General features: G+C 68.8%; 27 protein-coding genes and 1 tRNA gene. 23 read left to right on the top strand and 5 right to left on the bottom strand.

Annotated elements, in window-relative coordinates; translation table 11 throughout:
- Positions 1–156: 156 nt before the first annotated feature.
- The 7 genes from BB334_RS12060 to pth all read left to right on the top strand — a co-directional run bounded on the left by BB334_RS12060 (position 157) and on the right by pth (position 5,849).
- Positions 157–1,863 (top strand): tetratricopeptide repeat protein, encoded by a 1,707-nt coding sequence (locus tag BB334_RS12060; RefSeq protein WP_068808737.1) that lies wholly within the window; start codon positions 157–159, stop codon positions 1,861–1,863.
- Positions 1,860–2,456, top strand: coding sequence for a lipoprotein insertase outer membrane protein LolB (gene lolB, locus BB334_RS12065; RefSeq protein WP_068808738.1), 597 nt, complete (start codon positions 1,860–1,862; stop codon positions 2,454–2,456). The genes BB334_RS12060 and lolB overlap by 4 nt, the downstream gene beginning before the upstream one ends.
- A complete protein-coding gene (gene ispE / locus BB334_RS12070; protein WP_068808739.1) occupies positions 2,438–3,310 on the top strand; it encodes a 4-(cytidine 5'-diphospho)-2-C-methyl-D-erythritol kinase in 873 nt (290 codons plus the stop codon). The genes lolB and ispE overlap by 19 nt, the downstream gene beginning before the upstream one ends.
- A gap of 52 nt (positions 3,311–3,362) precedes the next feature.
- Positions 3,363–3,439: transfer RNA gene (locus tag BB334_RS12075), tRNA-Gln, on the top strand.
- Between the two features lie 77 nt (positions 3,440–3,516).
- The gene (locus BB334_RS12080; protein ID WP_068808740.1) at positions 3,517–4,467 is read left to right on the top strand and encodes a ribose-phosphate pyrophosphokinase; all 951 of its coding nucleotides are present in this window, start codon (positions 3,517–3,519) and stop codon (positions 4,465–4,467) included.
- Between the two features lie 79 nt (positions 4,468–4,546).
- Positions 4,547–5,161: a 50S ribosomal protein L25/general stress protein Ctc gene (locus BB334_RS12085; protein WP_068808741.1), complete on the top strand. Its 615-nt coding sequence runs from the start codon at positions 4,547–4,549 to the stop codon at positions 5,159–5,161.
- 43 nt (positions 5,162–5,204) lie between these two features.
- Positions 5,205–5,849 (top strand): aminoacyl-tRNA hydrolase, encoded by a 645-nt coding sequence (pth, locus tag BB334_RS12090; RefSeq protein WP_068808742.1) that lies wholly within the window; start codon positions 5,205–5,207, stop codon positions 5,847–5,849.
- 13 nt (positions 5,850–5,862) lie between these two features.
- Here the strand turns inward: pth and BB334_RS12095 are convergent, their stop codons facing one another.
- Positions 5,863–6,777 carry an ATP adenylyltransferase family protein gene (locus tag BB334_RS12095; RefSeq protein WP_068808743.1) on the bottom strand — a complete coding sequence of 305 codons (915 nt, stop codon included), beginning with the start codon at positions 6,775–6,777 and terminating at the stop codon, positions 5,863–5,865.
- A 272-nt stretch (positions 6,778–7,049) separates the two neighbouring features.
- On the opposite strand from BB334_RS12095, the gene ychF reads away from it, so the two are divergent.
- The 5 genes from ychF (at position 7,050) to BB334_RS12120 (ending at position 12,004) form a co-directional block, all read left to right on the top strand.
- The gene (ychF, locus tag BB334_RS12100) at positions 7,050–8,141 is read left to right on the top strand and encodes a redox-regulated ATPase YchF (RefSeq protein WP_068808744.1); all 1,092 of its coding nucleotides are present in this window, start codon (positions 7,050–7,052) and stop codon (positions 8,139–8,141) included.
- A 189-nt stretch (positions 8,142–8,330) separates the two neighbouring features.
- Positions 8,331–8,939: a TetR/AcrR family transcriptional regulator gene (locus tag BB334_RS12105; RefSeq protein ID WP_068808745.1), complete on the top strand. Its 609-nt coding sequence runs from the start codon at positions 8,331–8,333 to the stop codon at positions 8,937–8,939.
- Complete coding sequence (locus tag BB334_RS12110; protein ID WP_068808746.1) at positions 8,936–10,087, top strand: efflux RND transporter periplasmic adaptor subunit; 1,152 nt, start codon at positions 8,936–8,938, stop codon at positions 10,085–10,087. Before BB334_RS12105 ends, BB334_RS12110 begins: the two co-directional genes overlap by 4 nt.
- Complete coding sequence (locus BB334_RS12115) at positions 10,084–11,289, top strand: ABC transporter permease (protein WP_068808747.1); 1,206 nt, start codon at positions 10,084–10,086, stop codon at positions 11,287–11,289. The genes BB334_RS12110 and BB334_RS12115 overlap by 4 nt, the downstream gene beginning before the upstream one ends.
- Positions 11,290–11,293: 4 nt before the next feature.
- Positions 11,294–12,004 carry an ABC transporter ATP-binding protein gene (locus BB334_RS12120; protein ID WP_068808748.1) on the top strand — a complete coding sequence of 237 codons (711 nt, stop codon included), beginning with the start codon at positions 11,294–11,296 and terminating at the stop codon, positions 12,002–12,004.
- Positions 12,005–12,007: 3 nt separating this feature from the next.
- Here BB334_RS12120 and BB334_RS12125 read toward each other — a convergent pair whose 3' ends face one another.
- From BB334_RS12125 to BB334_RS12140, 4 genes are all read right to left on the bottom strand, one after another.
- Positions 12,008–12,460 carry a hypothetical protein gene (locus tag BB334_RS12125; RefSeq protein ID WP_068808749.1) on the bottom strand — a complete coding sequence of 151 codons (453 nt, stop codon included), beginning with the start codon at positions 12,458–12,460 and terminating at the stop codon, positions 12,008–12,010.
- Between the two features lie 93 nt (positions 12,461–12,553).
- A complete protein-coding gene (locus BB334_RS12130; RefSeq protein ID WP_068808750.1) occupies positions 12,554–13,438 on the bottom strand; it encodes a DMT family transporter in 885 nt (294 codons plus the stop codon).
- A 62-nt stretch (positions 13,439–13,500) separates the two neighbouring features.
- Positions 13,501–14,043, bottom strand: coding sequence for a response regulator transcription factor (locus BB334_RS12135; RefSeq protein ID WP_068808751.1), 543 nt, complete (start codon positions 14,041–14,043; stop codon positions 13,501–13,503).
- The gene (locus BB334_RS12140) at positions 14,040–15,293 is read right to left on the bottom strand and encodes an ATP-binding protein (protein ID WP_068808752.1); all 1,254 of its coding nucleotides are present in this window, start codon (positions 15,291–15,293) and stop codon (positions 14,040–14,042) included. The genes BB334_RS12135 and BB334_RS12140 overlap by 4 nt, the downstream gene beginning before the upstream one ends.
- A 231-nt stretch (positions 15,294–15,524) precedes the next feature.
- Between BB334_RS12140 and nosZ the strand changes: the two genes are divergently transcribed.
- The 11 genes from nosZ to BB334_RS18020 form a co-directional block, all read left to right on the top strand.
- A complete protein-coding gene (gene nosZ / locus BB334_RS12145; protein ID WP_068808753.1) occupies positions 15,525–17,480 on the top strand; it encodes a TAT-dependent nitrous-oxide reductase in 1,956 nt (651 codons plus the stop codon).
- A 158-nt stretch (positions 17,481–17,638) separates the two neighbouring features.
- A complete protein-coding gene (locus tag BB334_RS12150; RefSeq protein ID WP_068808754.1) occupies positions 17,639–19,822 on the top strand; it encodes a NosR/NirI family protein in 2,184 nt (727 codons plus the stop codon).
- Between the two features lie 28 nt (positions 19,823–19,850).
- Positions 19,851–20,276 carry a transcription regulator gene (locus BB334_RS12155; RefSeq protein ID WP_068808755.1) on the top strand — a complete coding sequence of 142 codons (426 nt, stop codon included), beginning with the start codon at positions 19,851–19,853 and terminating at the stop codon, positions 20,274–20,276.
- A gap of 138 nt (positions 20,277–20,414) precedes the next feature.
- The gene (locus BB334_RS12160; RefSeq protein WP_068808756.1) at positions 20,415–21,701 is read left to right on the top strand and encodes a nitrous oxide reductase family maturation protein NosD; all 1,287 of its coding nucleotides are present in this window, start codon (positions 20,415–20,417) and stop codon (positions 21,699–21,701) included.
- Complete coding sequence (locus BB334_RS12165; protein ID WP_068808757.1) at positions 21,673–22,614, top strand: ABC transporter ATP-binding protein; 942 nt, start codon at positions 21,673–21,675, stop codon at positions 22,612–22,614. The genes BB334_RS12160 and BB334_RS12165 overlap by 29 nt, the downstream gene beginning before the upstream one ends.
- A 9-nt stretch (positions 22,615–22,623) precedes the next feature.
- Entirely contained in the window at positions 22,624–23,439 is an 816-nt protein-coding gene (locus tag BB334_RS12170) for an ABC transporter permease (RefSeq protein ID WP_068808758.1), read from the top strand.
- 32 nt (positions 23,440–23,471) lie between these two features.
- Complete coding sequence (locus BB334_RS12175; protein WP_068808759.1) at positions 23,472–24,014, top strand: nitrous oxide reductase accessory protein NosL; 543 nt, start codon at positions 23,472–23,474, stop codon at positions 24,012–24,014.
- A gap of 22 nt (positions 24,015–24,036) precedes the next feature.
- Complete coding sequence (locus BB334_RS12180; protein WP_068808760.1) at positions 24,037–24,312, top strand: hypothetical protein; 276 nt, start codon at positions 24,037–24,039, stop codon at positions 24,310–24,312.
- Positions 24,309–24,674 (top strand): hypothetical protein, encoded by a 366-nt coding sequence (locus tag BB334_RS12185; RefSeq protein WP_068808761.1) that lies wholly within the window; start codon positions 24,309–24,311, stop codon positions 24,672–24,674. Before BB334_RS12180 ends, BB334_RS12185 begins: the two co-directional genes overlap by 4 nt.
- Positions 24,671–25,303, top strand: a complete 633-nt coding sequence (locus tag BB334_RS12190) for a nitrous oxide reductase accessory protein NosL (protein ID WP_068808762.1) — start codon at positions 24,671–24,673, stop codon at positions 25,301–25,303. Before BB334_RS12185 ends, BB334_RS12190 begins: the two co-directional genes overlap by 4 nt.
- A gap of 452 nt (positions 25,304–25,755) precedes the next feature.
- Positions 25,756–26,107, top strand: a 352-nt coding sequence (locus tag BB334_RS18020) for a GNAT family N-acetyltransferase (protein ID WP_158014409.1), incomplete at its 3' end; no start/stop codon positions are given.

Below are 26,107 nucleotides of genomic sequence, written 5' to 3' on the forward strand. Positions count from 1 at the left end.
GCAGGACGGGCGGCTCGCTTGCTCATGCCCGGCCAATCTGCATACCATGAGGCGAACCGAATTCTAGATCAGCCCTCCAACACGGACAGCGCACGCCGGGCTCGCCCGCCGGCAGCAGCCACTTCCGCAGCGCGGACTCCGCCGGACCCCTCGACGATGATGACCTCTCTCGCACGCTTCGCCCGCCGCGCCAGCTTCGCCGCCGCGCTCTGCCTCGGTGCCGGCCTCGCCGGCGCCGCCAATTCCGACGCGACGGAGGCGCTGCCAGGCCAGGAGTTGAGCGGACGCACGCTCTACCAGTTCCTGCTCGCCGAGATCGCCGGCGCGCGCGGCGAGGTCGCCCTGTCGGCCCAGCTCTATCTCGAGCTGGCGCGCAGCACCCGCGACCCGCGCATCGCGCGGCGTGCCGCGGAAATCGCGCTCTATTCACGCAACATCGACGTCGCGGTGGCGGCCGCGCGGCTATGGGTCGAGGTCGAGCCCGACTCGGACGACGCCCGTCGACTGCTCGCGAGCATGACCGAAGACCGCGCCGGCCGGCTCGACGAGATCCAGATGCAGCTCGCGCGCGCCCTCGCCCAGAACCCGGGCCGGCTGGCGCAAAACCTGATGGGCCTCAATCGCACGCTGGCCCGCATCGAGGACAGGCAGGTGGTGAACGCGGTGATCATGCGCCTGACCGAACCCTATCTCGACCTGCCCGAGGCGCACTTCGCCCGCGCCCAGGCCGCGATCATGGCGCAGGAGGCGATGGAGTCGATGGCCTCGCTCGAGAAGGCGCTCGAGTTGCGTCCCGGCTGGGAGCCGGCGGTGCTGCTCAAGGCCCAGGTGCTGCAGCACGCCGGCGCCGGCGAGGAAGCGGTGAAGCTGCTGGAAACCGAGGCCGCGGCGCACCCGGACAACCGTGTGCTGCAACAGGCCTATGGTCGCGCCCTGATCGGTGCCAAGCGCCTCGAAGACGCCCGCATCGTGTTTCGCGGCCTGCTCGAGACGGGCCCGGAGGACGCCGACCTGCTGTATGTGAATGCCCTGCTGTCGATGCAGCTCGACGAGCCCGAAGCCGCCGAGCCGATGTTCGAGCGCGCGCTCGCCGCCGGCCATCCCGAGGCGGACGCGATCCGGCTGCAGCTCGGCCAGCTCGCCGACACCCGCCGCGAAGGCGAGAAGGCGCGCCGCTGGTACGCCCAGGTCGGCGACGGGCCGCGCCGCGCGGAGGCGGTGATCCGCACCGCGCAGAGCCTCGCCGCGGAGAACCGCCTCGCCGACGCGCGCAGCCTGCTGCAGAGCGAGGCCGGCGACGAGGCCGAGCTGCGACGCTACACGCTCGCCGAGGTGCAGCTGCTGCGCGAGGCCAACGACACCGCCGAAGCCCTGCGCGTGGTCGAGAAAGCCCTGCGTGCGGCGCCCGACGATGTGAACTTCCTCTACGAATCGGCAATGCTCGCCGAGCGCCTGGACCGCCTCGACACCATGGAGGAGCGTCTGCGCCGGGTCATCGAACTCGACCCCGAGCATGCCCACGCCTACAACGCCCTCGGCTACTCGCTCGCCGACCGCGGCCTGCGTCTCGAGGAGGCCCAGGCGCTGATCGAGCAGGCGATCGAGCTCTCGCCCGACGATCCCTTCATCCTCGACAGCCTCGGCTGGGTGCGCTTCCGCCGCGGCGACGCGGCAGGCGCGCTCGCCGACCTGGAGCGCGCCTACGACATCCGCCCCGACGCCGAGATCGCCGCCCACCTCGGCGAGGTGCTGTGGGCGCTCGGGCGCCGCGACGACGCCGACCGCATCTTCAATGCCGCGCTCGCCCGCACTGCCGACAACGACCTGCTCAACCGGACCATAACGAGGCTGCGCGGACGATGAAGCCGCGCCCCCCCCGCCGCGGGCGGCACATCCTGCTCGCCGCCGGTGCGCTCGCCATGCTGCTGGCCGGCTGTGCGCCGCTGACGCGGGCGCCCATGCTCGCCCCCGCGTCGCGCAGCGCGGCGAGCGCCTTCCTGCTCGAGGGCCGCATCTCCGCCACCGACGGCACCCGCGCCGCCAGCGGCAGGATCGAATGGCGGCACGCGCCCGGGGGCGACCGCTGGACCGCCTACAGCCCCCTCGGCCAGATCGCCGCGCGCCTGGAGAGCGACGCCGATGGCGCGCGGCTGCTGTCGGCCGACGGCAGCGTGCTCGAGGCCGACAGTGCCCAGACCCTGCTGCCCCAGGTGATCGGCGTCGAGGTCCCGGTCGACAGGCTCGCGCTTTGGGTGCAGGCGGTACCCGCCGACGGCGCCGAAGTGCGCCATACCGACGCCCGAGGCCGGCCCGGCCTGGTGATCGACCAGGGCTGGCGCATCGACTACCACGCCTATGCCGGCCCCGACGGCGACGCCGCGCCCGCCCGCCTCGACGTCTCCCGCGGCGACGCCCGCATCCGCCTCGTGATCGACCAATGGACCCCCGCCCCCTGAGCGCCGACGAAGGCCTGCGCCGGCTCGGCGCCTGCCCCGCCCCGGCCAAGCTGAACCTCTTCCTGCACGTCGTCGGCCGCCGTGCCGATGGCTACCACCTGCTGCAGACCGCGTTCCGCCTGCTCGACTGGGGCGACACGCTCGACTTCGCCCTGCGCGAGGACGGTCGCATCGTGCGCACCAGCGAGCTGGCCGGCGTGCCCGCCGACAGCGACCTCGTGGTGCGCGCGGCGCGCCTGCTGCAGGAGACCGGCGGCAGCCGGTTCGGCGCCGACATCGCGGTGCACAAGGTGTTGCCGATGGGCGGCGGTATCGGCGGCGGCAGTTCCGACGCCGCCACCACCCTGATCGCGCTCAACCACCTGTGGCGCACCGGGCTGTCGCGCATCGAGCTGCAGACGCTCGCGCTGCGGCTCGGCGCCGACGTGCCGGTGTTCGTGTTCGGCCGCGACGCCTTCGCCGAGGGCGTCGGCGAACGCCTGCAGCCGCTCGATTTGCCACCGGCCTGGTACGTGGTGGTCGCGCCCGGGGTCAGCATCCCGACTGCGGAAATTTTTTCGGCACCGGACTTGACAAGGAACAGCCCGCTCATCAAAATGCCGGACTTCGCAGCAAGCACTACCCGGAATGACTTGCAGGCGGTCGCCTGCAAACGCTACCCGGAAGTGGCACAAGCGATCGATTGGCTGGGTCAGCACGCACCGGCCAGGATGACCGGGACAGGAAGTTGCGTGTTCGCGGAGTTCGCCTCCAGGGACGAAGCCGAACGCATCGCGGCACGATGTCCGGCAGACTGGAAAGCCTGGAGCGCAGCAAGTCTGCCTCGCCATCCGCTGCACGATTGGCTACAATAGCGGCCGATCGCAGCAATCGAACCCGCACCGCTTGCTGGCGATAAAGGTTTCTTGGGGAGTCGCCAAGTTGGTCAAGGCACCGGATTTTGATTCCGGCATTCGAAGGTTCGAATCCTTCCTCCTCAGCCATACAACGAAGGGCAGGCCGCCGCGCCTGCCCTCGTCGTTTTTGCAGCGATAACTCCCTAGGCATCGGAGATTCGGTCATGCCCCACGGCAGCCTGATGGTCTTCACCGGCAACGCCAACCCCAAGCTCGGCGCCGACGTCGCGCGCCGTCTCGGCATTTCCCTCGGCTCCGCGACCGTAGGCCGCTTCTCCGACGGGGAAGTGAACGTCGAGCTGCTCGAGAACGTTCGCGGCAAGGACGTCTTCGTGCTGCAGCCCACCTGCTCGCCGACCAACGAGAACCTGATGGAGCTGCTGATCATGGTCGACGCGCTCAAGCGCGCCTCGGCCGGTCGCATCACCGCAGCCATGCCCTACTTCGGCTACGCGCGCCAGGACCGCCGTCCGCGCTCGGCGCGCGTGCCGATCACCGCGAAGGTCGTCGCCAACATGCTCCAGGCCGCGGGCGTCCAGCGCCTGCTGACGATGGACCTGCACGCCGACCAGATCCAGGGCTTCTTCGACATTCCGGTCGACAACGTGTATGCCGCCCCGGTCCTGCTCGCCGACCTCGACAAGCAGAAATACCCCGACTTGCTGGTGGTGTCACCCGACGTCGGCGGCGTGGTGCGCGCACGCGCCTTCGCCAAGCGCATGGAGTGCGACCTGGCGATCATCGACAAGCGCCGCCCGAAGGCCAACGTCTCCGAGGTGATGAACATCATCGGCGAGGTCGAGGGCCGCACCTGCGTGATCATGGACGACATCGTCGACACCGCCGGCACCCTGTGCAAGGCGGCCAGTGCGCTGAAGGCCAACGGCGCCAAGCGCGTGCTGTCCTACTGCACCCACCCGGTGCTGTCGGGCGCCGCGGTCGCGCGCCTGAACGACTCCGAGCTCGACGAGCTGGTCGTCACCGACACGATCCCGTTGCGCGACGACGCCAAAGCCTGCGGTCGCATCCGCCAGGTGTCGGTGTCCTCGCTGCTGGCCGACACCATCCTCCGCATCAGCAACGAGGAGTCGGTGTCCTCGCTGTTCATGGAATGAGTTTTCGCCCGCGGCCTGCCGCGGGCTCTTTCAGCTTCGCCTGGTCGCGGGCGGAGCGTCTTCAACTGGAGCAACACAAATGCAAATCGAATTCAAGGCCACGAAGCGCGATGAACAGGGAACGAGTGCGAGCCGCCGCCTGCGTCGTGCCGGCCGTCTGCCGGGCGTGATCTACGGTGGCGGCAAGGACGCCATCGCCATCACCATGGACCACAACGACCTGTACCACGCGCTGCAGAAGGAAAGCTTCCACGCTTCCGTGCTGACCGCCGACGTCGATGGCGCGAAAGAAACCGTGGTCGTGCGCGACGCCCAGTGGCACCCGTACAAGCAGCAGGTGCTGCACATCGACTTCCTGCGCGTCGACGCCGCCCACGAGATCACCCTCAAGGTGCCGCTGCACTTCCTGAACGGCGAAACCAGCCCGGCGGTCAAGCTCGGCGGCTGCATGATCTCGCACACGGTCAATGAAATCGAAGTGAAGTGCCTGCCGGGCAACCTGCCCGAGTTCCTCGAGGTGAACCTCGCCGACCTCGAGTCGGGCCAGTCGGTGCACGTCTCCGAGATCCCGCTGCCGTTCGGCGTGAGCCTGGTGACGCATGGCGAAGGCGACCAGGTCATCGCCACCGCGCTGCTGACCAAGGCCGGCACCGTCGAGGAAGGCGAGGGCGAGGGCGAAGGCGAGACCGCCTGAGCGCCCGCTCCCGATACGCCCGGATGACAAGGACCGACCCGCGATGAGCGCCGCCAGCACGCGCCCGCCTCGTCTCGTGGTCGGCCTCGGCAACCCGGGCGCCGAATACTCCGAAACCCGGCACAACGCCGGGTTTTGGTTTTGCGAGCGGCTCGCCGACGCCCTCGGCGCGCGCTTCTCGCACGAATCGCGCTTTCACGGCCTGGTCGCCAACGCGCGCGAGGCCGGGGTCTGGCTGCTGATGCCGCAGACCTACATGAACCGCTCCGGCCAAGCGGTGGGCGCCCTGGCGCGCTTCTACCGCATCGAACCATCGGAGATCCTCGTCGTCCATGACGAGCTCGACATCCCGCCCGGCCAGCTCCGGCTGAAGTTCGGTGGCGGCCTCGGCGGCCACAACGGCCTCAAGGACACCTCCGCCCACCTCGGCACCAACGACTACTGGCGCCTGCGCATCGGCATCGGCCATCCCGGCGACCGCAACGAGGTGGTCAACTACGTGCTCAAGCCCGCCCGCCGCGAAGAGCAGTCGCTGATCGACGAAGCGATCGACAAGGCGCTCGCGATCTGGCCCCAGCTCAAGCGCGGCGAGCTCAATGCCGCCGCCACCCGGCTCAATGCGCGCCCCGCGCCGCCGAAGCCGCCGCGCGCGCCGAAGCCCGCGCCGGACGGAGAACCGCGGGCCTGATCCGCCCGCCGGCTCAGCAGCCTACTGCCGCCAGCGCGCGCAAGGGCCCCACCCGCCGGATCGCTTCGATCTGCTCGCGCTGACGGGTGTACAGTGTGCCGCCGAAGCACACCGCGCTCATCGAGATCCCCTCAAAGTGCTCCTGGCTGCGTGGCAGCATCAGCAGCCAGCCCTCACCCGCAAGCAGGTTGAACGGCGGCAGCAGCCCGTCCGCGCCCGGCCGCAGTTGCAACGCCTCACAGCCGCGCAGGAAGCCGCCGTGCAGGCTGTCGGCCGCCGCGTCGACCGCCACCCCCGGTCCGCACTGCACGCGCACGAAGCAGTGCGCCATCGGCAGCGCCGGGTGCCGGGCGGTGCCGTGCTCGGACAGGTCGGCAGGCAGCCCGGGGTCGAACAGTCGAAGGCTGGCGTTGCCCTCTGTCTCGGGCATCCACTGCACATGCTTGTGGCGCTGGCTCGCGCCCGCCGCCGTGCCCCCGTTGTACAGGCCGATGCCGCCCGCCTCCGCCATGATGGCGGCGAGCGCGGCGAAATCGCTGCGCGCCAGCGGCAGCAGTTGCTCCTCGAACTCGCGCCGCGCCAGCACCAGATGCCGATCGCACAGCGGAAACTTGTTAAGGATCGCGACATGGGTGTCGCCTAGCGGTCCCACGGTGAGTTCGGGGTCGGGATTGAGGAAGGGGTTGAAATTCGGGTCGCGCGGCCCGCCCGGGATCGCCACCGTCTTGTCGTCCTTCGGCTTCCCGCCATCGGCCGCGCCGCCTGCCTTGCTCGCATCCTTGGCTGCCAGCGAGGACACCCAGCGCACGATGAAGCGCATTCCGGCGTCCTCCATCTCGACCTGCTCGGCGTGCACCGGCACCAGCGCCCCCGAAGCCAGCGCCGCCTGGCTGCGGGCATCGATCGCCTCGATCCAGTTCATGCTCATCCCCGTCTCCTCCGATGTGTTATTGGACGAATGCAGAATGAACGATTGTAGGCCGCAAATGCAGGCGCCGGGCACCGCCGCGGCCACGGGGCCGGATCGGAAGCGAGGACCCCACGCGACCGCACGCTACGTCTTCACTGCAGCCCCCCACAGCCACCCCCACGCCCACTTTGGAGCCGCACCCCGCGACACGGTACAATCCCCGGTTTTACACACCGGATCAACGCCGTAGCCCGCCCGCGCGGCAGCCACCGGAACGATCAAGGATTCACATGAGCCTGAAATGCGGAATCGTCGGCCTGCCCAACGTCGGCAAATCGACCCTGTTCAATGCCCTCACCAAGGCCGGCATCCAGGCCGAGAACTACCCCTTCTGCACGATCGAGCCGAACGTCGGCATCGTCGAGGTGCCCGATCCGCGCCTCGCCGCGTTGTCGGAGATCGTCAAGCCGCAGCGGGTGCAGCCGGCGATCGTCGAATTCGTCGATATCGCCGGCCTGGTCGCCGGCGCTTCCAAGGGCGAGGGCCTGGGCAACCAATTCCTCGCCAACATCCGCGAAACCGACGCCATCGTGCACGTGGTGCGCTGCTTCGCCGACGACAACGTGATCCACGTCTCCGGCAGCGTCGATCCGATCCGCGACATCGAGGTCATCGACACCGAGCTCGCGCTCGCCGACCTCGCCACCGTGGAGAAGGCGATCAACCGCTACAAGCGCCCGGCCGCCTCCGGCGACAAGGAGGCCAAGATCCTGGTCGCGGTGCTCGAGAAGTGCTTCGCCCAGCTCGATGCCGGCAAGCCGGTGCGCGCGCTCGAGCTCTCGAAGGAGGAATGGGAGAGCCTCAAGCCCTTCTGCCTGATCACCGCGAAGCCGGTGCTGTACGCCGCCAACGTCGCCGAGGACGGCTTCGAGAACAACCCGCACCTGGACGCGGTGCGCGCCCATGCCGCCGACGAGGGCGCCGAGGTGGTCGCGCTGTGCGCCGCGATCGAGGCCGAGATCGCCGACCTCGAGGACGCCGACAAGACGGACTTCCTCGCGTCGATGGGCCTCGAGGAGCCCGGGCTCGACCGCCTGATCCGCGCCGGCTACAAGCTGCTCGGCCTGCAGACCTACTTCACCGCGGGCGTCAAGGAGGTGCGCGCGTGGACGATCCACGTCGGCGACACCGCGCCCCAGGCCGCCGGCGTGATCCACACCGACTTCGAGCGCGGCTTCATCCGCGCCCAGACCATCGCCTACGATGACTTCATCGCCTACAAGGGCGAGGCCGGCGCCAAGGAGGCGGGCAAGATGCGCGCCGAAGGCAAGGAGTACGTGGTCAAGGACGGCGACGTGATGAACTTCCTGTTCAACGTCTGAGCCGGGCACGCCGCTTTCCGGGGCCGCTTCGGAAGGCGAACGGACCCCGAATTTGCCTCGAGCCCTCCGTCATGGAGGGCTTTTTCGTTGGCGCAGGGCGGCGCTGGGCTCTCCGCCTTGACGACAGCGCTTGCGGCTTCGGCAAGACGGACTAAGATAGTAAGTACTCACTCACTATTGCGGGACGACATGGAGCGCCATCCGAAACATCTGCCCGCCGACGAGCGCAGGCTCGCCACCGTCGAGTCGGTGATCGAACTCGCAGCAGCGCAGAATCCGAGCGAGATCACCACCGCCGCGATCGCCAGCCACATGCGCGTCACCCAGGGCGCCTTGTTCCGGCATTTCCTCAACAAGGAGGCGATCTGGCAGGCGGCCATGGAATGGGTGGCCGAACGCCTCCTCGCCCGCGTCGACCGCGCTGCCGCGGGCATCGAGTCGCCGCTCGCCGCACTGGAGGCGATGTTCATGAGCCATGTCGAATTCGTCGTCGAACACCCCGGGGTACCGCGGATGATGTTCGGCGAGCTGCAACGCGCCGAACCCACGCCCGCCAAGCGGATGGTTCAGACGCTGATCCAGCGTTACGGCGTGCGACTGCATCGCCTGCTCGAGCAGGGCAAGGCCTGCGGCGAGCTCTCCTCGGGGCTCGACGTCGAGGCCGCGGCGACGCTCTTCGTCGGGACGATCCAGGGCCTGGTGATGCAGTCGATGCTGGCGGGCGAGGTCGGGCGCATCCGCCGCGACGCCCCGCGGGTGTTCGCGATCTACGAGCGCGGCCTGCGGAGCACGCAATGAAGAAGCTGCCCTTGCGAAACCGCAGCCTGGCGCTGCTGGCGGTCATCCTGCCCCTGCTGGCGCTCTTCATCTACGTCGCGCTGCGCTCGGGGCCGCTCGCGCCGGTCGCGGTGACGCTCGAGACCGTGGAAGCGCAGGAACTCAGGCCGGCGCTGTTCGGCATCGGCACGGTGGAGGCGCGCCACACGTACCGGATCGGCCCCACCGTCGCCGGACGACTCGCCCGCCTGGACGTCCATGTGGGCGACCTGGTGACGGCCGGTCAGGTGCTCGGCGAGATGGATCCGGTCGATCTCGACGACCGCCTGCGCGCCCAGGAGTCGGTCCTGAGGGGCGCGCAGGCTTCCCTGCGTGAAGCCGAGGCACGGCGCACCCATGCCCGGACCCAGGCCCGCCGTTATGAGCAACTGTTCGCGGTGCGCTCCAGCAGCGAGGAGCTCATGACGACCAAGCGGCAGGAACTGGAAATCGCCGAGGCGGGCCTGGCCTCGGCAAGGGAAGCGCTCGAAGGCGCACGCTCCAGCCTTGAAGGGCTCGTCGCGCAACGCACGGATCTCCGCCTGATCGCACCGGCCGACGGCCTGGTCGCGGCGCGGGACGTCGAGCCGGGCACGAGCCTTGCCGGCGGGTCGACTGTGCTCGAGATCATCGATCCCGCGAGCCTGTGGATCGACGTCCGGTTCGACCAGATCGGCGCGGCGGGCCTCGCGGCGGGGCTGCCTGCCCGCATCGTGCTGCGTTCCCGCGACGGCCGGAGCTCGAGCGGGCGGGTGCTCCGGGTGGAGCCGAAGGCCGATGCGGTGACCGAGGAACTGCTCGCCAAGGTGCGCTTCGACGCGATCCCGCAACCGCTGCCGCCGGTGGGGGAACTGGCCGAGGTGACGATCGAGCTGCCGCCACTGCCGGAGGCGCCCGTCATCTCCAACGCCGCGTTGCGGCGCGAGGGTGACCGGATCGGCGTGTGGCAGGTGGTCGATGGCGGGCTGCGCTTCACGCCGCTCGTACTCGGCGCGTCGGACCTGGAAGGTCGGATGCAGGTGCGTGAAGGCCTCGAGGCTGGCGACCGGGTGGTCGCCTACAGTGAGAAACCTTTGGGTGCGAAGACCCGCATCCAGGTGGTCGACCGGATTCCGGGCGGACCGCGATGATCAGCCTCGCCGGCCGCGACATCCTTCACGCCTGGGGAAAGTTCGTCTTCACCGGCCTCGGCCTCGGCCTGCTGATCGGGGTCACTCTGGTCATGGCGGGCGTCTATCGGGGCATGGTGGACGACGGCAAGGCCTTGCTCGACAACAGTGGCGCGGATCTCTGGGTGGTACAGAAAGACACCCTCGGCCCGTACGCCGAATCGTCCAGCCTCAACGACGACGTCTATCGCAGCATCCGCGCCATGCCGGGCGTCGCCCGGGCGGCCAACGCGACCTATCTCACGATGCAGGTCCGCAAGGGCGATGGCGATGTACGCGCGATGGTGGTCGGGATCGCCCCCGGCCAGCCGGCGAGTACGCCGGGCTGGCCTCCCTACCTCGTCGCGGGCCGCCAGATCACCCGCGCGCACTACGAGGCGGTGGCCGATGTCGCCTCCGGCTTCGCGCTCGGCGACCGCATCGCCATCCGCCGCAATCACTACACCGTGGTCGGCTTGACCCGCCGCATGGTGTCTTCCAGCGGCGACCCGATGATCTTCATTCCCCTCAAGGACGCCCAGGAAGCCCAGTTCCTCAAGGACAACGACGCGATCCGGCAGAGCCGGCGACGTACGGCGGCCAATCCCGTGTTCAGCCGGCCCGGACAGCCGGGCGTGCTCGAGGCGGTGATCGCGTCGCAGAGCACCAACGCCTTCGTCAACACCGTGCTGGTAAGGCTCGAGCCCGGCCACGCGGCCGACGCGGTCGCCGACGCCATCCGGCGCTGGAAGCGCCTGACGGTGTATACCCGACCTCAGATGGAGGACATCCTGGTCGGCAAGCTGATCGCCACCTCGGCCCGGCAGATCGGCATGTTCCTGGCGATCCTGGCCGTGGTCAGCGCGGCGATCGTCGCCTTCATCATCTACTCGCTGACGATGGACAAGATCCGCGAAATCGCGGTGCTGAAACTCATCGGCACGCGCAACCGCACCATCGCGGCGATGATCATGCAGCAGGCGCTCGCGCTCGGCGTGCTCGGCTTCGTGGTGGGCAAGATCAGTGCGAGCCTGGCCGCACCGTACTTTCCGAAGTACGTGCTGCTGGTGCCACTCGACTCGATCGCGGGCTTCTTCGCGGTGCTCGTGATCTGTGTGCTCGCCAGTCTCGTGGCGATCCGGATCGCGCTCGCGGTCGATCCCGCGGAAGCGATTGGAGGCTGAGACGATGAGCGCCAGGGGGATCCGCATCGAGGGCCTGCGCAAGCGCTACGGCGAGGGCGACACCGCGGTCGAGGCCCTGAAGGGGGTGGACATGCAGGTCGCCCCCGGCGAGGTGGTGGGCCTGATCGGCCCCTCGGGCTCGGGCAAGAGCACCCTGCTCAAGTGCCTCGGCGCGGTGATCGACCCCACCGCCGGCCGCATGACCCTGGGCGACGAGGTGATCTACGACGACGGCTGGAAGGTGCGCGATCTGCGCGCGCTGAGGCGCGACAAGATCGGCTTCGTGTTCCAGGCGCCCTACCTGATTCCTTTCCTCGACGTCACCGACAACGTGGCCCTGCTGCCGATGCTCGCCGGCCTCGGCAATGCTGAGGCGCGTGCGACGGCCCTGGCGTTGCTCACCGCGCTCGACGTGCAGCACCGCGCCCGCGCCATGCCGTCGCAGCTCTCCGGCGGGGAGCAGCAGCGCGTCGCGATCGCGCGCGGCCTCGTCAATCGCCCACCGGTGATTCTCGCCGACGAGCCCACCGCCCCGCTCGACTCCACGCGCGCGATGGCGGTGATCCGCATCCTCAACGACATGGCCCGCAAGTACCAGACGGCGATCATCGTCGTCACCCACGACGAGAAGATCATCCCCACCTTCCGGCGGATCTTTCACATCCGCGACGGCGTGACCACCGAGGAGCCCGGCGAGGGCCGGGGATTCGACTGAAGCTCAGCGCTTGGCGTCGGCACCGCTGCCGAGGGCGCGCTCGAGGAAGGAAGCCGTGCGCTTGCCGTCCGTAGGCCCGACGAGGCGGCCGAGCAGCTCCGAGCCGATGCGCACCATCGCCGCGGGGATCGGTGCCGCCGAACGATAGACGCGGCCGTCGGCGTCGACCAGGCGGTCGGCACGCGCGGTGGCGATCGAGAGGTCGGCGAACATCGCGAACTGCTCAAGAAACTCCACCGCCGGCTCGACCTGCATGCCGCAACTGCGCGCAAAAACGGCGCGCTCACCGTCCCCGACCCGGGTCAGCGCCCAGCCCGGCGGGAGCGCCACGCCGATCGTGGCCGGACGGAGCTCGATCAGCCGCTCCACCACCTCGCCGGTGGTCCATAAGCGACCGCTACGGGCCGATAGCCATTCGGCCGCATGGCCGACCGAAGTCCAGTTCGAATGTCGCATGGGGTGTCCTGATGTCGAGCGCGCGGGGCCTGCACGCTCAGGTCGCGGCGAAAGGAGCCGAGTCTAGTCGATTCGCCCGCCCCGCGCACCCGCTCAGAAGGCCGCGCGCAGCAGGGCGCGGATCCAGTTCCAGCGGCTCAGGACGAGCGCGCAGAAGATCAGCCCGCAGCCGGCGAACTGAGTCGCGCTCATCGTCTCGCCGAACCACCAGGCGGCAACCAGCGCGGTCCACACCGGCTCGAGCATCAGGATGATCGCCGCATGGCTCGGGGTGGTCAGGCTCTGGCCCTCGAGCTGCAGCAGGAAGCGCAGGGTGGTGGCGATCAGCGCGCTCGCCAGCAGCCAGCCCAGCGTCGCCGCGTCGGGCGCACCCGGCCAGGGCTCGACCAACAGCGCCAGCGGCAGCACGAGCACGCCGACCAGCAGCACCTGCACCGCGCTCAGCGCCAGCACCGGCAGGTCGCGCACCACGCGCGAGTTGAGGTTGAACAGGAGGGCGAACACCAGCGCCGCGCCGAGGAAGAACCACTGCCCGGGTTCGACGCGGAAGCCGTGCTCGAGCGAGAGCAGGCCGAAGCCGGCGAGCGCCACCGGCAGCGCCGCCCAGGTCAGCACGGGGGGTCGTTCGCCGAAGAACAGGCGGCCGAACACCGGCACCAGCACCACGCCGAGGCTGGCGATGAAGGCGCCCTCGCCGAGGTGCCGCGAATGCGCCAGGCCGAGGATCCACAGCCCCATCGCCGCCGCGAACAGCGCGCCGACCACGCCCGCGCGCAGCAGCGCGTAGCGGTCGAAGCGGCGCAGCTGGCCGCGGGCGAACCACGCCAGCACCGCACCGGCGATCAGGAAGCGCAGCGCGACGAACTGCAGCGGCGCGATGCCCGCGATCGCCTCCTTGGAGAAGATCCAGCCGGCGGCGGCGATCAGCGTGGTCGCCAGCAGCAGCAGGTCGGCCTTCAGGGGATGGGCGGGGATCATCGGCGAGCGTTCGGCGGAAAACCCGCGATCTTAACGCGCGGCGCGCCGGTCCGGCACGCCGCTCACCCCCCGTGCGGCGGCCGCGCCAGCTTGCGCTGCAGGGTGCGGCGGTGCATCTGCAGGGCGCGCGCGGTGGCCGAGATGTTGCCGCCATGCTCCGCCAGGACGCGCTGGATGTGCTCCCACTCGAGCCGGTCGACCGACATCGGCGCCTCGGGCACCGCATCGTCGATGACGACCTCCTCCGCCTGCAACGCCTTGATGATCGCGTCCACATCGGCGGGCTTGGCGAGATACTGCACCGCGCCGAGCTTCACCGCGTCGACCGCGGTGGCGATGCTCGCATAGCCGGTGAGCACCAGAACACGCGCATCGGGATTGACCTCGAGCAGGGGCTGGATCAGGCGCAGGCCCGATTCGCCGCCGATGTTGAGGTCGAGGACGACGAACTCCGGCTCCTCCTGCTGTGCCAGACGCAGCGCCGCGGCCGAATCGTGCGCGCCGAGCGCCCGGAAGCCGCGATGCTCGAGCGCGCGCACCAGGATGCGGTTGAAGGCGGGGTCGTCGTCGACCACCAGCAGCGATGGGCGGTTGTCGGTGTTCATCGGGTCGTGTCCTGCGCGGGAAGGTCGATGCGCACTATCGTGCCACCGCCGGGCCGGGGCAGGAACTCCATCCGCCCGCGGTGGTGCTCGATGGCGTCATGGGCGAGAAAGAGCCCTACCCCCATGCCGGACGACTTGCCCGCCCGCGCGCCGCTGATCGCGGCCGCGCTGAGCGCGGGCTCGATGCCGGGACCGCGGTCGGCCACCTCGAGCACCAGGCGCCCGTCGCGCAGTGCGGCACCGACCTCGACGCTGCCGGTGCTGGCATTGGCGGCATTGTCGATCACGTTGTGGAGCGCCTCGCCGAGGCTGTCGTCGACCACCAGCACGGCGTCGGCCGCCGCCGCGCTGCAGTCGAGCTCGGCCTTGCGCAACGGGCGCAGGTCTTGCCAGCGCGCCACCACGCCCGCCAGCCAGTCGCCCGCGCGAACCGGCCCGCCGCCTTCGGCGCGCTGCTGCCCGGCCTCGACGGTGAGGCCGTGCAGGATCGACTTGCAGTTGTCGATCTGAGTGCGCATCAGTGCCAGGTCCTCGCGCGTGTCGGGCGCGAGATCGGGGCGCTCGGCGAGCTCGTCGGCGAGCAGACGAAGGGTGCCGAGCGGCGTGCCGAGCCGATGCGCGGCGCCGGCGGCGAGCTTGCCGAGCGCCACCATGTAGGCGTCGCGCGCCCGCGCGGCGCGGGTGTCGGCGAGCTCGCGCTCGCGCTGCGAAAGCGCAGCGGTGAGCCGGGCGACGAACCACACCACGGTCGCCGCCGCCAGCGCGAAGCTCAGCCACATGCCGGCGAGGTGCCAGCGCATCGCCAGCTCGCGGTCGTCGATCGCCACCGGCAGGTGAAACTCCCACAGCAGGGAGTAGATCACCACCGCCAGCAGCACCAGCAGCCAGGCCCGACGTGCGGGCAGGATCGTCGCCCCCACCGCGATCAGCGGCAGCAGCAGCGAGATCGCGGGATTGGTGGGTCCGCCGCTGAAATAGAGGAAGACGCCCCAGGCGAGGAGGTCGAGCGCCAGCTGCAAGAAGGCGCCGCGCACCCCGCCGAGCCAGCGGCCGGCGCCGGCCAGCAGGGCGAGATTGAGCCCCGCCAGCATGAGTACGACCGCAAGCAGCGGCGCCAGCGGCTGGGAGGGCGCGATCAGCGGCAGGGCGAACAGCCCGATGGCGACCATGGCGACGACCGACAGCCAGCGCAGTTCGAACAGGCGAAATGTGTCGGCGACCGGCGAGTGGAGCGGCGTGGCTGCTTGCATCTATCGAAAATTCCCGAAAAACCCTGCATCCGCCACGGTATCGACGCCGACCTTTGCTTTACATCAAGGTTGGCCGCCCTCCCCGTTCCTAGAATGCAGGTGCGACAAAACGTCACAGGACAAATTGTCACAGGGCAGTCGAGCGCGAACGAGCCCTGCACGCGCCGAGCGTACCACCGGCGAGCCAGACTGAATTACAGCGCAGTGCGCTGACACGGGAGCCAAGCGATCATGAACGAAGCCAGAATGAACCCGGTCGAGGAGATGCCCGACCCGAGCCGCCGCAAGTTCCTCAACACCGCCGCGCTCGCCGGTCTGGCCGGCGCCGGGCTGTCGGTGGGTCTGTCGGCCTGCAACAAGGAATCGGCACCCGCGCCTGCCGCCTCGGGCGGCGCACCCGCCGCCCCCGCCGCGGCCCATGCCGCGAGCGACATCAAGCTGCACATGGCGCCGGGCGAGCTCGACACCTATTACGGCGTGTGGTCGGGCGGCCACTCCGGCGAATGCCGTATCCTCGGCCTGCCCTCGGGACGCGAGATCAAGCGCATCCCGACCTTCAACATCGACCCGATGAGTGGCTGGGGCATCACCAACGAGTCGAAGAAGGTGATCGGCACCCGTCCCGACGGCCAGCTCAAGTACAAGACCGGCGACACTCACCACATCCACGGCTCGTACACCGACGGCACCTACGACGGCAAGTACTTCTGGGTCAACGACAAGATCCATGGCCGCGTCGCGCGCATCCGCGGCGACCGCTTCGAATGCGATGCGATCACCGAGATCCCGAACATCCAGGGTTTCCACGGCATCTTCTCGGACAAGCGCGACCCGGTCGATCCGGCGATCAACTACACCACCCGCGTGTTCTGCGGTAACGAGTTCCACATTCCGCAGCCGAACGACGGCCGCGACCTCGACGATCCGACCAAGTACTACTGCCTGTTCACCTGCGTCGATGCCGAGACCATGGAAGTGCGCTGGCAGTGCAAGGTCGACGGCAACATGGACCTCGTCGCCAGCTCCTACGACGGACGCTTCGCCTGCTCCAACCAGTACAACACCGAGGGCGGCGCGCGCTACGAAGACATGATGTCGGCCGAGATGGACGCCTGCGTGTTCTTCGACATCGCCCGCATCGAGCAGGCGATCAAGGACGGCAAGTCCTTCACCGTCGGCGACTCCAACGTGCCCGTGGTCGACGGCACCAAGGCCGCCAACGCCGATCCGAAGACCGCGCTCACCGCCTACGTGCCCGTGCCGAAGAACCCGCACGGCGTCAATGCCAGCCCCGACGGCAAGTACATGATCTGTTCGGGCAAGCTGTCGCCCACCTGCACGGTGATCGAGGTGTCCAAGGTCGCCGACTTCCTCGACGGCAATCTCGACGACGTCCGCAAGTCGGTGGTCGCAGAGGTCGAAGTCGGCCTCGGCCCCCTGCACACCACCTACGACGGCCGCGGCAACGCCTTCACCACGCTCTTCCTCGACAGCCAGATCGTCAAGTGGAACATCGACGCCGCGATCAAGTTCCATGACGGCGACAAGTCGGTGCAGTACGTGGTCGACCGCATCGACGTGCATTACCAGCCGGGCCACATCAGCTCCGACATGGGCGAGACGAAGGAAGCCAGCGGCCAGTTCCTCGCGGTGGGCTGCAAGTTCTCCAAGGACCGCTTCCTGCCGGTCGGCCCGATGCACCCGGAAAACGAGCAGCTGATCGACATCCGCGGCGAGAAGATGGTGCTGCTCGCCGACCACCCGGTCCACCCCGAGCCGCACGACTTCGTCATCGTCCGCCGCGACATCATCAAGACCTTCCAAGTGGCCGAACTCGACTGGCACCCGCTGGCGCTCAGGGACGCGAAGGAATCCGGCGTGTTCCGCGAGGGCAACAAGGTGACGGTGAAGATCGCCTCGCAGGCGCCAGCCTACAGTCTGCGCGAGTTCACCATCAAGCAGGGCGACGAGGTGACGATCATCCTCACCAACCTCGACAAGGTGGAAGACCTCACCCACGGCTGGGCGATGCCGAAGTACGACATCAACTTCACGGTCAACCCGCAGGAGACCAAGTCGGTGACCTTCACCGCCGACAAGCCGGGCGTGTTCTGGTGCTACTGCACCCACTTCTGCCATGCGCTGCACCTCGAGATGCGCACGCGCATGATCGTCGAGCCCGCCTGATCCGGCGCGCCCGAGCAACACAGGACAAGGGGCGAAAGCCCCTTGTTTCTTTTGGCACCAACGAAGTCCGCCCCCGCGTTCATCAGGAATTGATGATCGGCAATTACACCTGCCGCGCCACCTCCTAGACTCCCGGGCATCTTCCAGCGGAGTGCATCATGAAGTCCTTGTCCACCCTGCGCAGCCTCATCGCCGGGACCTTCCTCGCTGTCGCAGGCCTGCTGTCCCCCCTCCCCGCCGCGGCGCAGAGCGCCTATGAGGCCCCGCTGCCGGCCGACATCAACACCAACCCCGACCTGTGCGCCAGCCTGCCCTGCCAGGAGGTGCTGCCGGGCGCCGACAGCTTCTCGGAGCGGATGGGCAAGCCGAGCTACGTCGAAGCCTATCGCACCGACAACGGCGACAAGCAGCTGGTCGGCTACGTGTTCCTGTCCACCGACATCGTCGACATCCCGGCCTACTCCGGCAAGCCGGTGATCACCCTGATCGGCATGGACACCCAGGGCATCATCACGGGCACCAAGATCCTGCGCCACAGCGAGCCGATCCTGCTGCTTGGCATCCCCGAGAGCGTGCTGACGAAGTTCGTCAACCAGTACCTCGGCAAGTATGTCGGTGACAAGATCGAGATCGGCAAGGGGCGCGACGAGGAAGGCTACATCGGCCTCGACGCGATCACCGGCGCCACCGTCACGGTCATCGCGCAAAACCAGGTCGTGATGCGCTCGGGCGTGGCGATCGCGCGCCAGGTGGGCATCCTGAAGATCGAGCCGAAGCCGGCGATCCGCTTTTCGGCGCTGGACGAGAAGCTCGGCTGGGACCAGCTGGTCAAGGAAGGCAGCGTGCAGCGGCTCACGGTGAAGCCGGAGCAACTCGGTATGCCGCGCGACGACCAGCCCTATGTCGACATGTACTTCGGCTACCTGAACACGCCCTCGGTCGGCAAGAGCGTGCTCGGCGACGGCGGCTACCGCAACCTGATGTCGCGCCTCGGACCCGACGACCATGCGATCTTCATCGTCTCCAACGGCAGCGACACCTTCAAGGGCTCGGGCTTCGTGCGCGGCGGCATTTTCGACCGCGTGCAGGTGGCGCAGGACATGGACGCCTATACCTTCCGCGACCTCGACTACCTCAACCTGTGGGGCCTGGAGGCAGCGGGCGCACCGTCCTACAAGGAATCGGCGATCTTCATCATCCGCGGACAGGGCTTCTCCGCCGCCTATCCATGGAAGCTGGTCTTCCTCGCCAACAAGCTCGACCGCGAGACCGGTCACCGCGACTTCGTCAGCTTCGACCGCGAGTACTGGGTGCTCGACAAATACCAGGAAGCGGGCCGCCCCACGGTGGTCAAGCCGGATGCGCCCTGGGTGCGGGTGTGGAAGATGCGCGCCGTGGAGATCGGCCTGTTCACCGCGCTGCTGGTGGCGGTAGCGGTGGTCTACGCGAGCCGGGACGCGCTCACGCGACGCTCGACGCGCAAGAACAAGTGGCCTGTGAATGCCTTCAAGTACACCTTCTGGGTGATCAGCATCGGTTTCGTCGGCTTCGGCCTGCTCGCCCAGCCCTCGATCACCCAGGTGCTCACCTGGTTCCATTCGCTGCTGTTCAAGTGGCAGTGGGAGCTCTTCCTCACCGACCCCTTCATCTTCCTGTTCTGGATCTTCATCATCCTCACCACCTTCGTGTGGGGTCGCGGCCTGTTCTGCGGCTGGATGTGCCCCTTCGGCTCGCTGTCGGAGCTGATCTACAAGGTGGCCGGCGCCATCGGCCTGAAGCGCTTCCAGTTCGCGCTGCCGATGAAGTGGCACAACCGCCTGAAGTGGATCAAGTACGGCGTGTTCTTCGTGCTGCTCGCGGTGTCGGTGTTCTCGATGGGTCTGGCCGAGAAGCTCGCCGAGGTGGAGCCGTTCAAGACCACCTTCCTGGTCGGCATGTTCAACCGTGCCTGGCCCTACACCCTGTTCGTCGCGGTACTGCTCGGCCTGTCGATCTTCATCGAACGGCCGTTCTGCAAGTACCTGTGCCCGCTCGGTGCCTCGCTCGCGATGCCCTCGACCTTCCGCTGGTTCGGCCTCAAGCGCAAGCAGGAATGCAGCAGCTGCAAGGCCTGCGCGGTGGGCTGCGGCTCGCTCGCGATCGACGAGCACGGACGCATCGACCATCGCGAGTGCATGCACTGCCTCGACTGCATGATCCTGTACACCGACGAGCACGCCTGCCCGCCGCTGTCGCAGGAGCGCAAGCGCCGCACCAAGGCGGGCCTGCCGCTGACGCCGATCGGCAAGGACGGCTACTACATCCCGATCAAGCCGGTGCCGGCAGCCGCGCCCAGGGCCTGAGCCCCGACACTCTGACGAGGACAGAATCATGATCGACCCCCGCAGCATGACCGAACCGGTGACGCCGCCCTATGCCGAAGGCGGCGCCCTGGGGCGCATCGGCGCCGAAATCTGGGACCACCTGTGGCCTTGGAGCCGAAGCGGCTTCCAGCGCCAGCGCGCGATCCAGGCGGCCGGCCTGGCGCTCGCGCTCGCCGCCACCCTCGTCTGGGTGCTGGCCGCGATGGGCGAACTCACCCCCGCCGCGATCATCGGCTGGTGGTTCGGCTGGAGCGCCTTCGAGGTCATCGTCCGCCTCGGCTCCAAGCCCTACGTCAAGGAAGGGCCGTGGTGGGGCCAGCGCTACCGCAAGGCGAGCGTGATGGACATGGTCTGCTATGTGGGCTTCAAGAACCTGCTGATCGGCGCAACGCTGTTCATCGGCCTCAAGAGCCTCGGCCTGCTGGTGATCTGAACCCGCCTACCCTGCCCCGAATGAGGGCGGGACGCGGCGGCCGACGCCGCTGACGGGCGCGCACCAGCTTCGCCCAGATCAAGGCAGACTGCGACATTGCGTCGCATAATCGCCCCACGCTCAGCACCCGACGAACCGATGCCCCTGCCCTCCCGTCTCTTCCGCCTCGTCGCGGCCATGGCCCTTGCGGCCACGCTCGCCCTGCCGGCCGCCGCCGCGGTGTGGCGGGTGCAGCCGGGCGAATCGGTGCAGGCCGCGATCGACGCCGCCGCCCCCGGCGACACCGTCGAGATCGCGCGCGGCCGCTACCCCGGCCATCTGCTGGTGGCCAAGCCGCTCACCCTGCGCGGCATCGAGCGCCCGACGATCGACGGCGAGCTGAAGGAAAACACCATCAGCGTGAAGGCCGAGGACGTCACCATCGAAGGCCTCATCGTCGCCAACTCGGGCGGCGACACCCTCTACCAGCACGCTGGCATCTATATCTACCCGGGCTCGCACCGCGCCGTGGTGCGCAACTGCGACTTTTCCTACACGCTGTTCGGGCTGTGGATCGAGAAGGCCGACGACGTCCTCATCGAGAACAACCTGATCACCGGCAAGCGCGACTTCGACTCGCCCAAGCGCGGCAATGGCATCCAGCTCTACAACACCCAGCGCGCACGCATCATCGGCAACAACGTCAGCTTCGTGCGCGACGCGATCTATGTGGACGTCTCGCACGACGCGATCTTCCGTGGCAACAAGCTGCACCACAGCCGCTACGGCACCCACTACATGACCTCCTACCGCAACATCTGGGAGGACAACGAGACCTGGTACAACCGCGGTGGCCTGGCGCTGATGGAGGTGCGCGACCAGATCGTGCGCAACAACCGCGCCTGGGGCAATTCCGACCATGGCATCATGCTGCGCACGATCCAGGACGCGGTGATCGAGAACAACGTGGTCGCCGGCAACCAGCGCGGATTCTTCATCTACGACGCCGAATACAACGAGATCCGCGGCAATTCGGTGATCGACAACGTGGTCGGCATTCACCTGTGGGCGGGCTCGAAGAACAACCAGGTGGAAGGCAACGACTTCATCGCCAACCGCGAGCAGATCCGCTACGTCGCCGCGCGCGACATGGTGTGGGGCGAAAAGCTCGGCAACCACTGGAGCAACTACCTCGGCTGGGACCGCAACGGCGACGGCATCGGCGACGTCCGTTACGAAGCCAACGACATGGTCGACCGCCTGTCCTGGCGCCATCCGATGATGAAGCTGCTGCTGGCCAGCCCGGCGGTGCAGACCCTGCGCCTGGTGGGCCAGCAGTTCCCGCTGCTGCGCGCGCCGAGCATCGTCGACCCCAATCCGCGGATGACGCCGCACAACCCTGAATGGAGCCAATGGCGTGGCCGATATTTCCCCCGCTCCGACTGAAGCCGGCAACCCGGTGATCTTCGCCCGCGGGGTGCACAAGCACTACGGGGCGATCCACGCGGTCGATGGCGTCGACCTCGACATCCGCGCCGGCGAGCTGTTCGGCCTGATCGGCCACAACGGCGCGGGCAAGAGCACGATGTTCAAGATGATGCTCGGCCTGATCCCGCTCACCGCCGGCGAGATCCGCATCGACGGCGCCAGCGTCGTCGGCGGCGACTTCCGCGCGGTGCGGCGCAAGGTCGGCTACCTGCCCGAGAACATCGTGCTCTACGACAACCTCAACGGGCTCGAGACCCTGCAGTTCTTCGCCCGCCTGAAGGGCGTCTCGAGCGCCGACAACCCCCGCCTGCTCGAACGCGTGGGGCTCGCCCATGCGGCCAAGCGGCGCGTCCGCGAGTATTCCAAGGGCATGCGGCAGCGACTCGGTTTCGCCCAGGCGCTGCTCGGCCGGCCGCGCATCCTGTTCCTTGACGAGCCCACCACCGGCCTCGACCCGGAGGCGATCCGCGGCTTCTACGCGATCCTGCGCGAGCTGCGCGATGAGGGCGTGACGATGGTGATCACCTCGCACATCCTCGCCGAGATCCAGGAGCGGGTGGACCGGCTGTCGATCATGGCCGCAGGCAAGGTGCAGGCGACCGGCACGGTGCAGGCGCTGCGCGAGCGCATGAACCTGCCGCTGCGCTTCGAACTGCAGCTGGCGCCGGGCGCATTCGATACCGTGCGCGCCACCCTCGCCGACCTGCCGGTGAGCGCGATCGAGGCGCGCGACGGGGGTCTCGCCCTGCGCTGCGGGCGGGAGGCCAAGATGAAGGTGCTCGCCGCACTGTCCTCGCTCGGCGATCTGGTGCGCGACCTCACGGTGCGCGAGCCCTCGCTCGAGGACGTGTTCTTCGGCTTTTCGGATTAAGGGGGAAGCATGGAGTTCTCGCAGATCGCCACCATCGCCGGCAAGGAATTCTGGGACCGCATCCGCAACCGCTGGGTGCTCGCGGTGGCGCTGGTGTTTACCGCGTTCGCACTGTCGATCGCGTATTTCGGCGCCGCCCAGCAGGGCACGGTCGGCTTCCGCTCGATCGAGGTCACGATCGCCAGCCTGGTCAGCCTGGTCATCTACCTGATCCCGCTGATCGCGCTGCTGCTCGGCTTCGACGCGATCGTCGGCGAGCGCGAACGCGGCTCGCTCGACCTGTTGCTGTCGATGCCGATCACCCGCGGCGAGCTGCTGCTCGGCAAGTACCTCGGCCTGGCGGGCGCGCTCGCCTTCTCCACCATCGCCGGCTTCGGCCTCGTCGGCATCGTGCTGTCGGCCCAGCTCGACCTCAACGCGCTGTTCCACTACTTCGGTTTCATGCTCAGCTCGGTGCTGCTCGGCTGCGCCTTCCTCAGCCTGGCGGTGATGCTGTCGGTGTTCGCCTCCGACCGTACCCGCGCCTCCGGCATGGCGATCGCGATGTGGTTCTTCTTCGTGCTGGTGTTCGACCTTTTGCTGCTCGGGGTGCTGGTGGTGACCGCCGGCCAGTGGGGCGGGGAGGCCCTGCCCTACATGCTCCTGCTGAACCCGGCCGACGTGTTCCGCATCCTCAACATCTTCTCGCTGGAAGACGTCCGCACCCTGTACGGGCTGTCCACCGTGTTCCCGCCGAGCCTCGCCCGGCCCTGGCTGCTGGGCCTGGTGATGCTCGCCTGGATCGCCGCTCCGCTGGCGATCGCGAGCTGGCGCTTCCGGCGCTGAGCCCAACCCAACGCACCGACGGAGACCGAACCATGTGCCAACATCACGGCTGCCTCAGCCGCCGCCGCTTCCTGATCGCCGCCGGCGCCGCCGGCCTGCTCGCCGCCTGTGGTAGCGGCGATGGCGGCGCCGGCGGCACGGTCGTGCCGCTCGAGATCGAGCGCGGCACCAGCTGCGCACTCGACGGCATGCTGCTCGCCGACTACCCCGGCCCCAAGGTGCAGATGCACTACAGCGGCCTCGCCCAGCCCGACTGGTTCTGCGACACGATCGAGATGTTCAACGTGTACCTGAACCCGGAGCAGGCCCGTCTGGTGACCGCGATCTACGTGCAGGACATGGCCAGGGCCGACTGGAACCACCCGGAGGGCAACTGGATCGACGCGCGCAGCGCGTGGTACGTGTTCGGCTCGAAGCGGCTTGGCGCGATGGGACCGACCGCCGCCTCCTTCGCCGCCGAGGCCGACGCCCGCGCCTTCGCCGCCGAGCACGGCGGCCAGGTGCTCCGCTTCGACGAGGTCAAGTCCGACATGGTCATCCTCGACGGTGGCGCGCTGCACGACCAATCGATGTGAGCGACCAGCCCCGGAGAATGCGATGAACAACCCGATCTATGACACCCTCTCGCCGCAGGACGCGCTCGAGCTCGAGCAGGTCGCGCGCCTGATCTACGAGAGCCGCGAGAACCGGCGCCGGGTCCTCGCCGCCGCCGGCGCCGAGGACGAGCAGGCACTGCTTTCGCGCATTACCGACGGCAGCGTCGACGAGCACCCCGCCTACGAGCACTACCTCGCGGCCCGCATCCTCGCCGACACTCACGAGGCGGCCCGCACAATGGTCGGCGCGCGGCTTGCGGAGGTGAACCGCCGATGAGCCTGCATGCTGAACTGGCCGCCTTCGCCGAGCACGAGCTCGGCGACGTCCTCGCCGCCCCGCCGCTGTCGACTCAGGACGCACTCGAATTCGACCTCGCCAACGGCGTGCGCGTAGTCGTCCGCTATGCTGCGGCCGACGCTTACTCGCTGCGCTGGCGCGTGGGCGACGCCGAACTCGGCATCGATACTGCGCCGACCCACCCGGCGCTCGCGACCCGGCCCAACCACCTGCACCGCGCCGACGGCACCATCGTCGCCGATCCGCTCACCCGCACCGACGCCAGCCCCACAGCCAACCTCGCGGCCGTGCTGCGCGCGCTCGCCGCCGATCCCGGGCTTGCCGACGGCGCCGCATCATGAGTGTCGACACCCGGCGCCGCCTGCTGCTGACCGGCTCCTTCGCCTGCGCAGCCGCAGCCGGAGCGCTGTTCTGGCACTACGCCGCCAACGGACCCGCCCTCGCCTTCGAGCCCCCGGCCGAGGACATCTGCATCGTGCCGCCGACGCGCACGATTGCCGCCATCCCGTATGACCCGGACTCCGGTCTGACCATGCTGGCGCCGCGCGCGGTACCCGCCGGGGCACGCTGCCCGGTATGCGGCATGTACCCCTCGCGCTTCGCGCGCTGGGCGGCGCAGGTCATCTTCGCCGACGGCGCCGCGCATTTCTTCGACTCGCCGGTGGACGTTTTCCTCTTCCTCGCCGAGCCCGCACGCTACGACGAGGATTACAAGGCCGGGGACGTGCGCGCGATCCACGTCGCCGACTTCGGCGGCAAGGGCTGGAGCGAGGCGCGCGACGCGCACTACGTGATCGGTTCGGCGGCGCGCGGGCCGATGCGCAGCCCCGACCTTCCGGCGTTCGCCGACGCCGCCGACGCCGCCGCCCACGTGGCCGAGCACGGCGGCCGGGTGCTCCGCTTCGCCGAGATCGACAGCGCGCTGCTCGACGGCCTGCGTCAGAGCACGCACGCCGGCCACGGTCACTGAGCCCGCCTCGCGCAAAGCCCGCGTCCGAAACCCGGTTTGTCATCGACGGCGCGAGCCGGTATACTTTTGCACCAATTCAATTGATGCAAATGATCCTGCCCGAGCGCAGGGGCCGTTTGCCGACCGATGACAGAGACCGACACCTACAGCCAGACCACGACCGCCACTTTCCACGCTTTCCCTGCCGACGCCGGTCGCCGCGTTCCTGCGGCCTCCCTGCGGGCTTCCTTTGCCCGCCAGCCGGCGTCCTTCTCGTCGCAGCGCGCCGCGCACCGCCGGCACGACCTCCACGGTCGCCGCAGCGACCAGCCGCTTCCTCCCTGAGCCTCTCCCCGCTGCGCCATCCGGGCGCGCCGCCCGCTGCGCGCGCCGGCTGACAGCGACCCGCTGTCGGCGCACCGCCGTCACCACCACGCCGTGACCCGCACTGCCATGCCCATGGAGGCCAACTCTTGCACGCAACCGATACCAACGTCATTGCCACGACCACCTTCCGCGCCGCCCGCCACGGCGACGGCGCCGCGTTGTGGGAGCTGGTCGGCCGCGCCGGCACGCTGGAACAGAATTCCGCCTACTTCTATCTGCTCTTCGCCGCCGACTTCGGCGACACCTGCCTGATCGCCGAGCAGGACGGCGAGACGGTCGGCGCGGTGATCGGCTACCGTCCGCCGCGCGACCCGCAGGCCGCCTTCGTGTGGCAGATCGGCATCGACGGCCGCCATCAGGGCCAGGGACTGGGGGCGCGCCTGCTCGAGCGCTGGCTCGCGCTGCCGGCCAATGCCGACGCGCGCTGGCTGACCGCCA

Source organism: Thauera phenolivorans (assembly GCF_001696715.1).
Taxonomy (GTDB): Bacteria; Pseudomonadota; Gammaproteobacteria; order Burkholderiales; family Rhodocyclaceae; genus Thauera; species Thauera phenolivorans.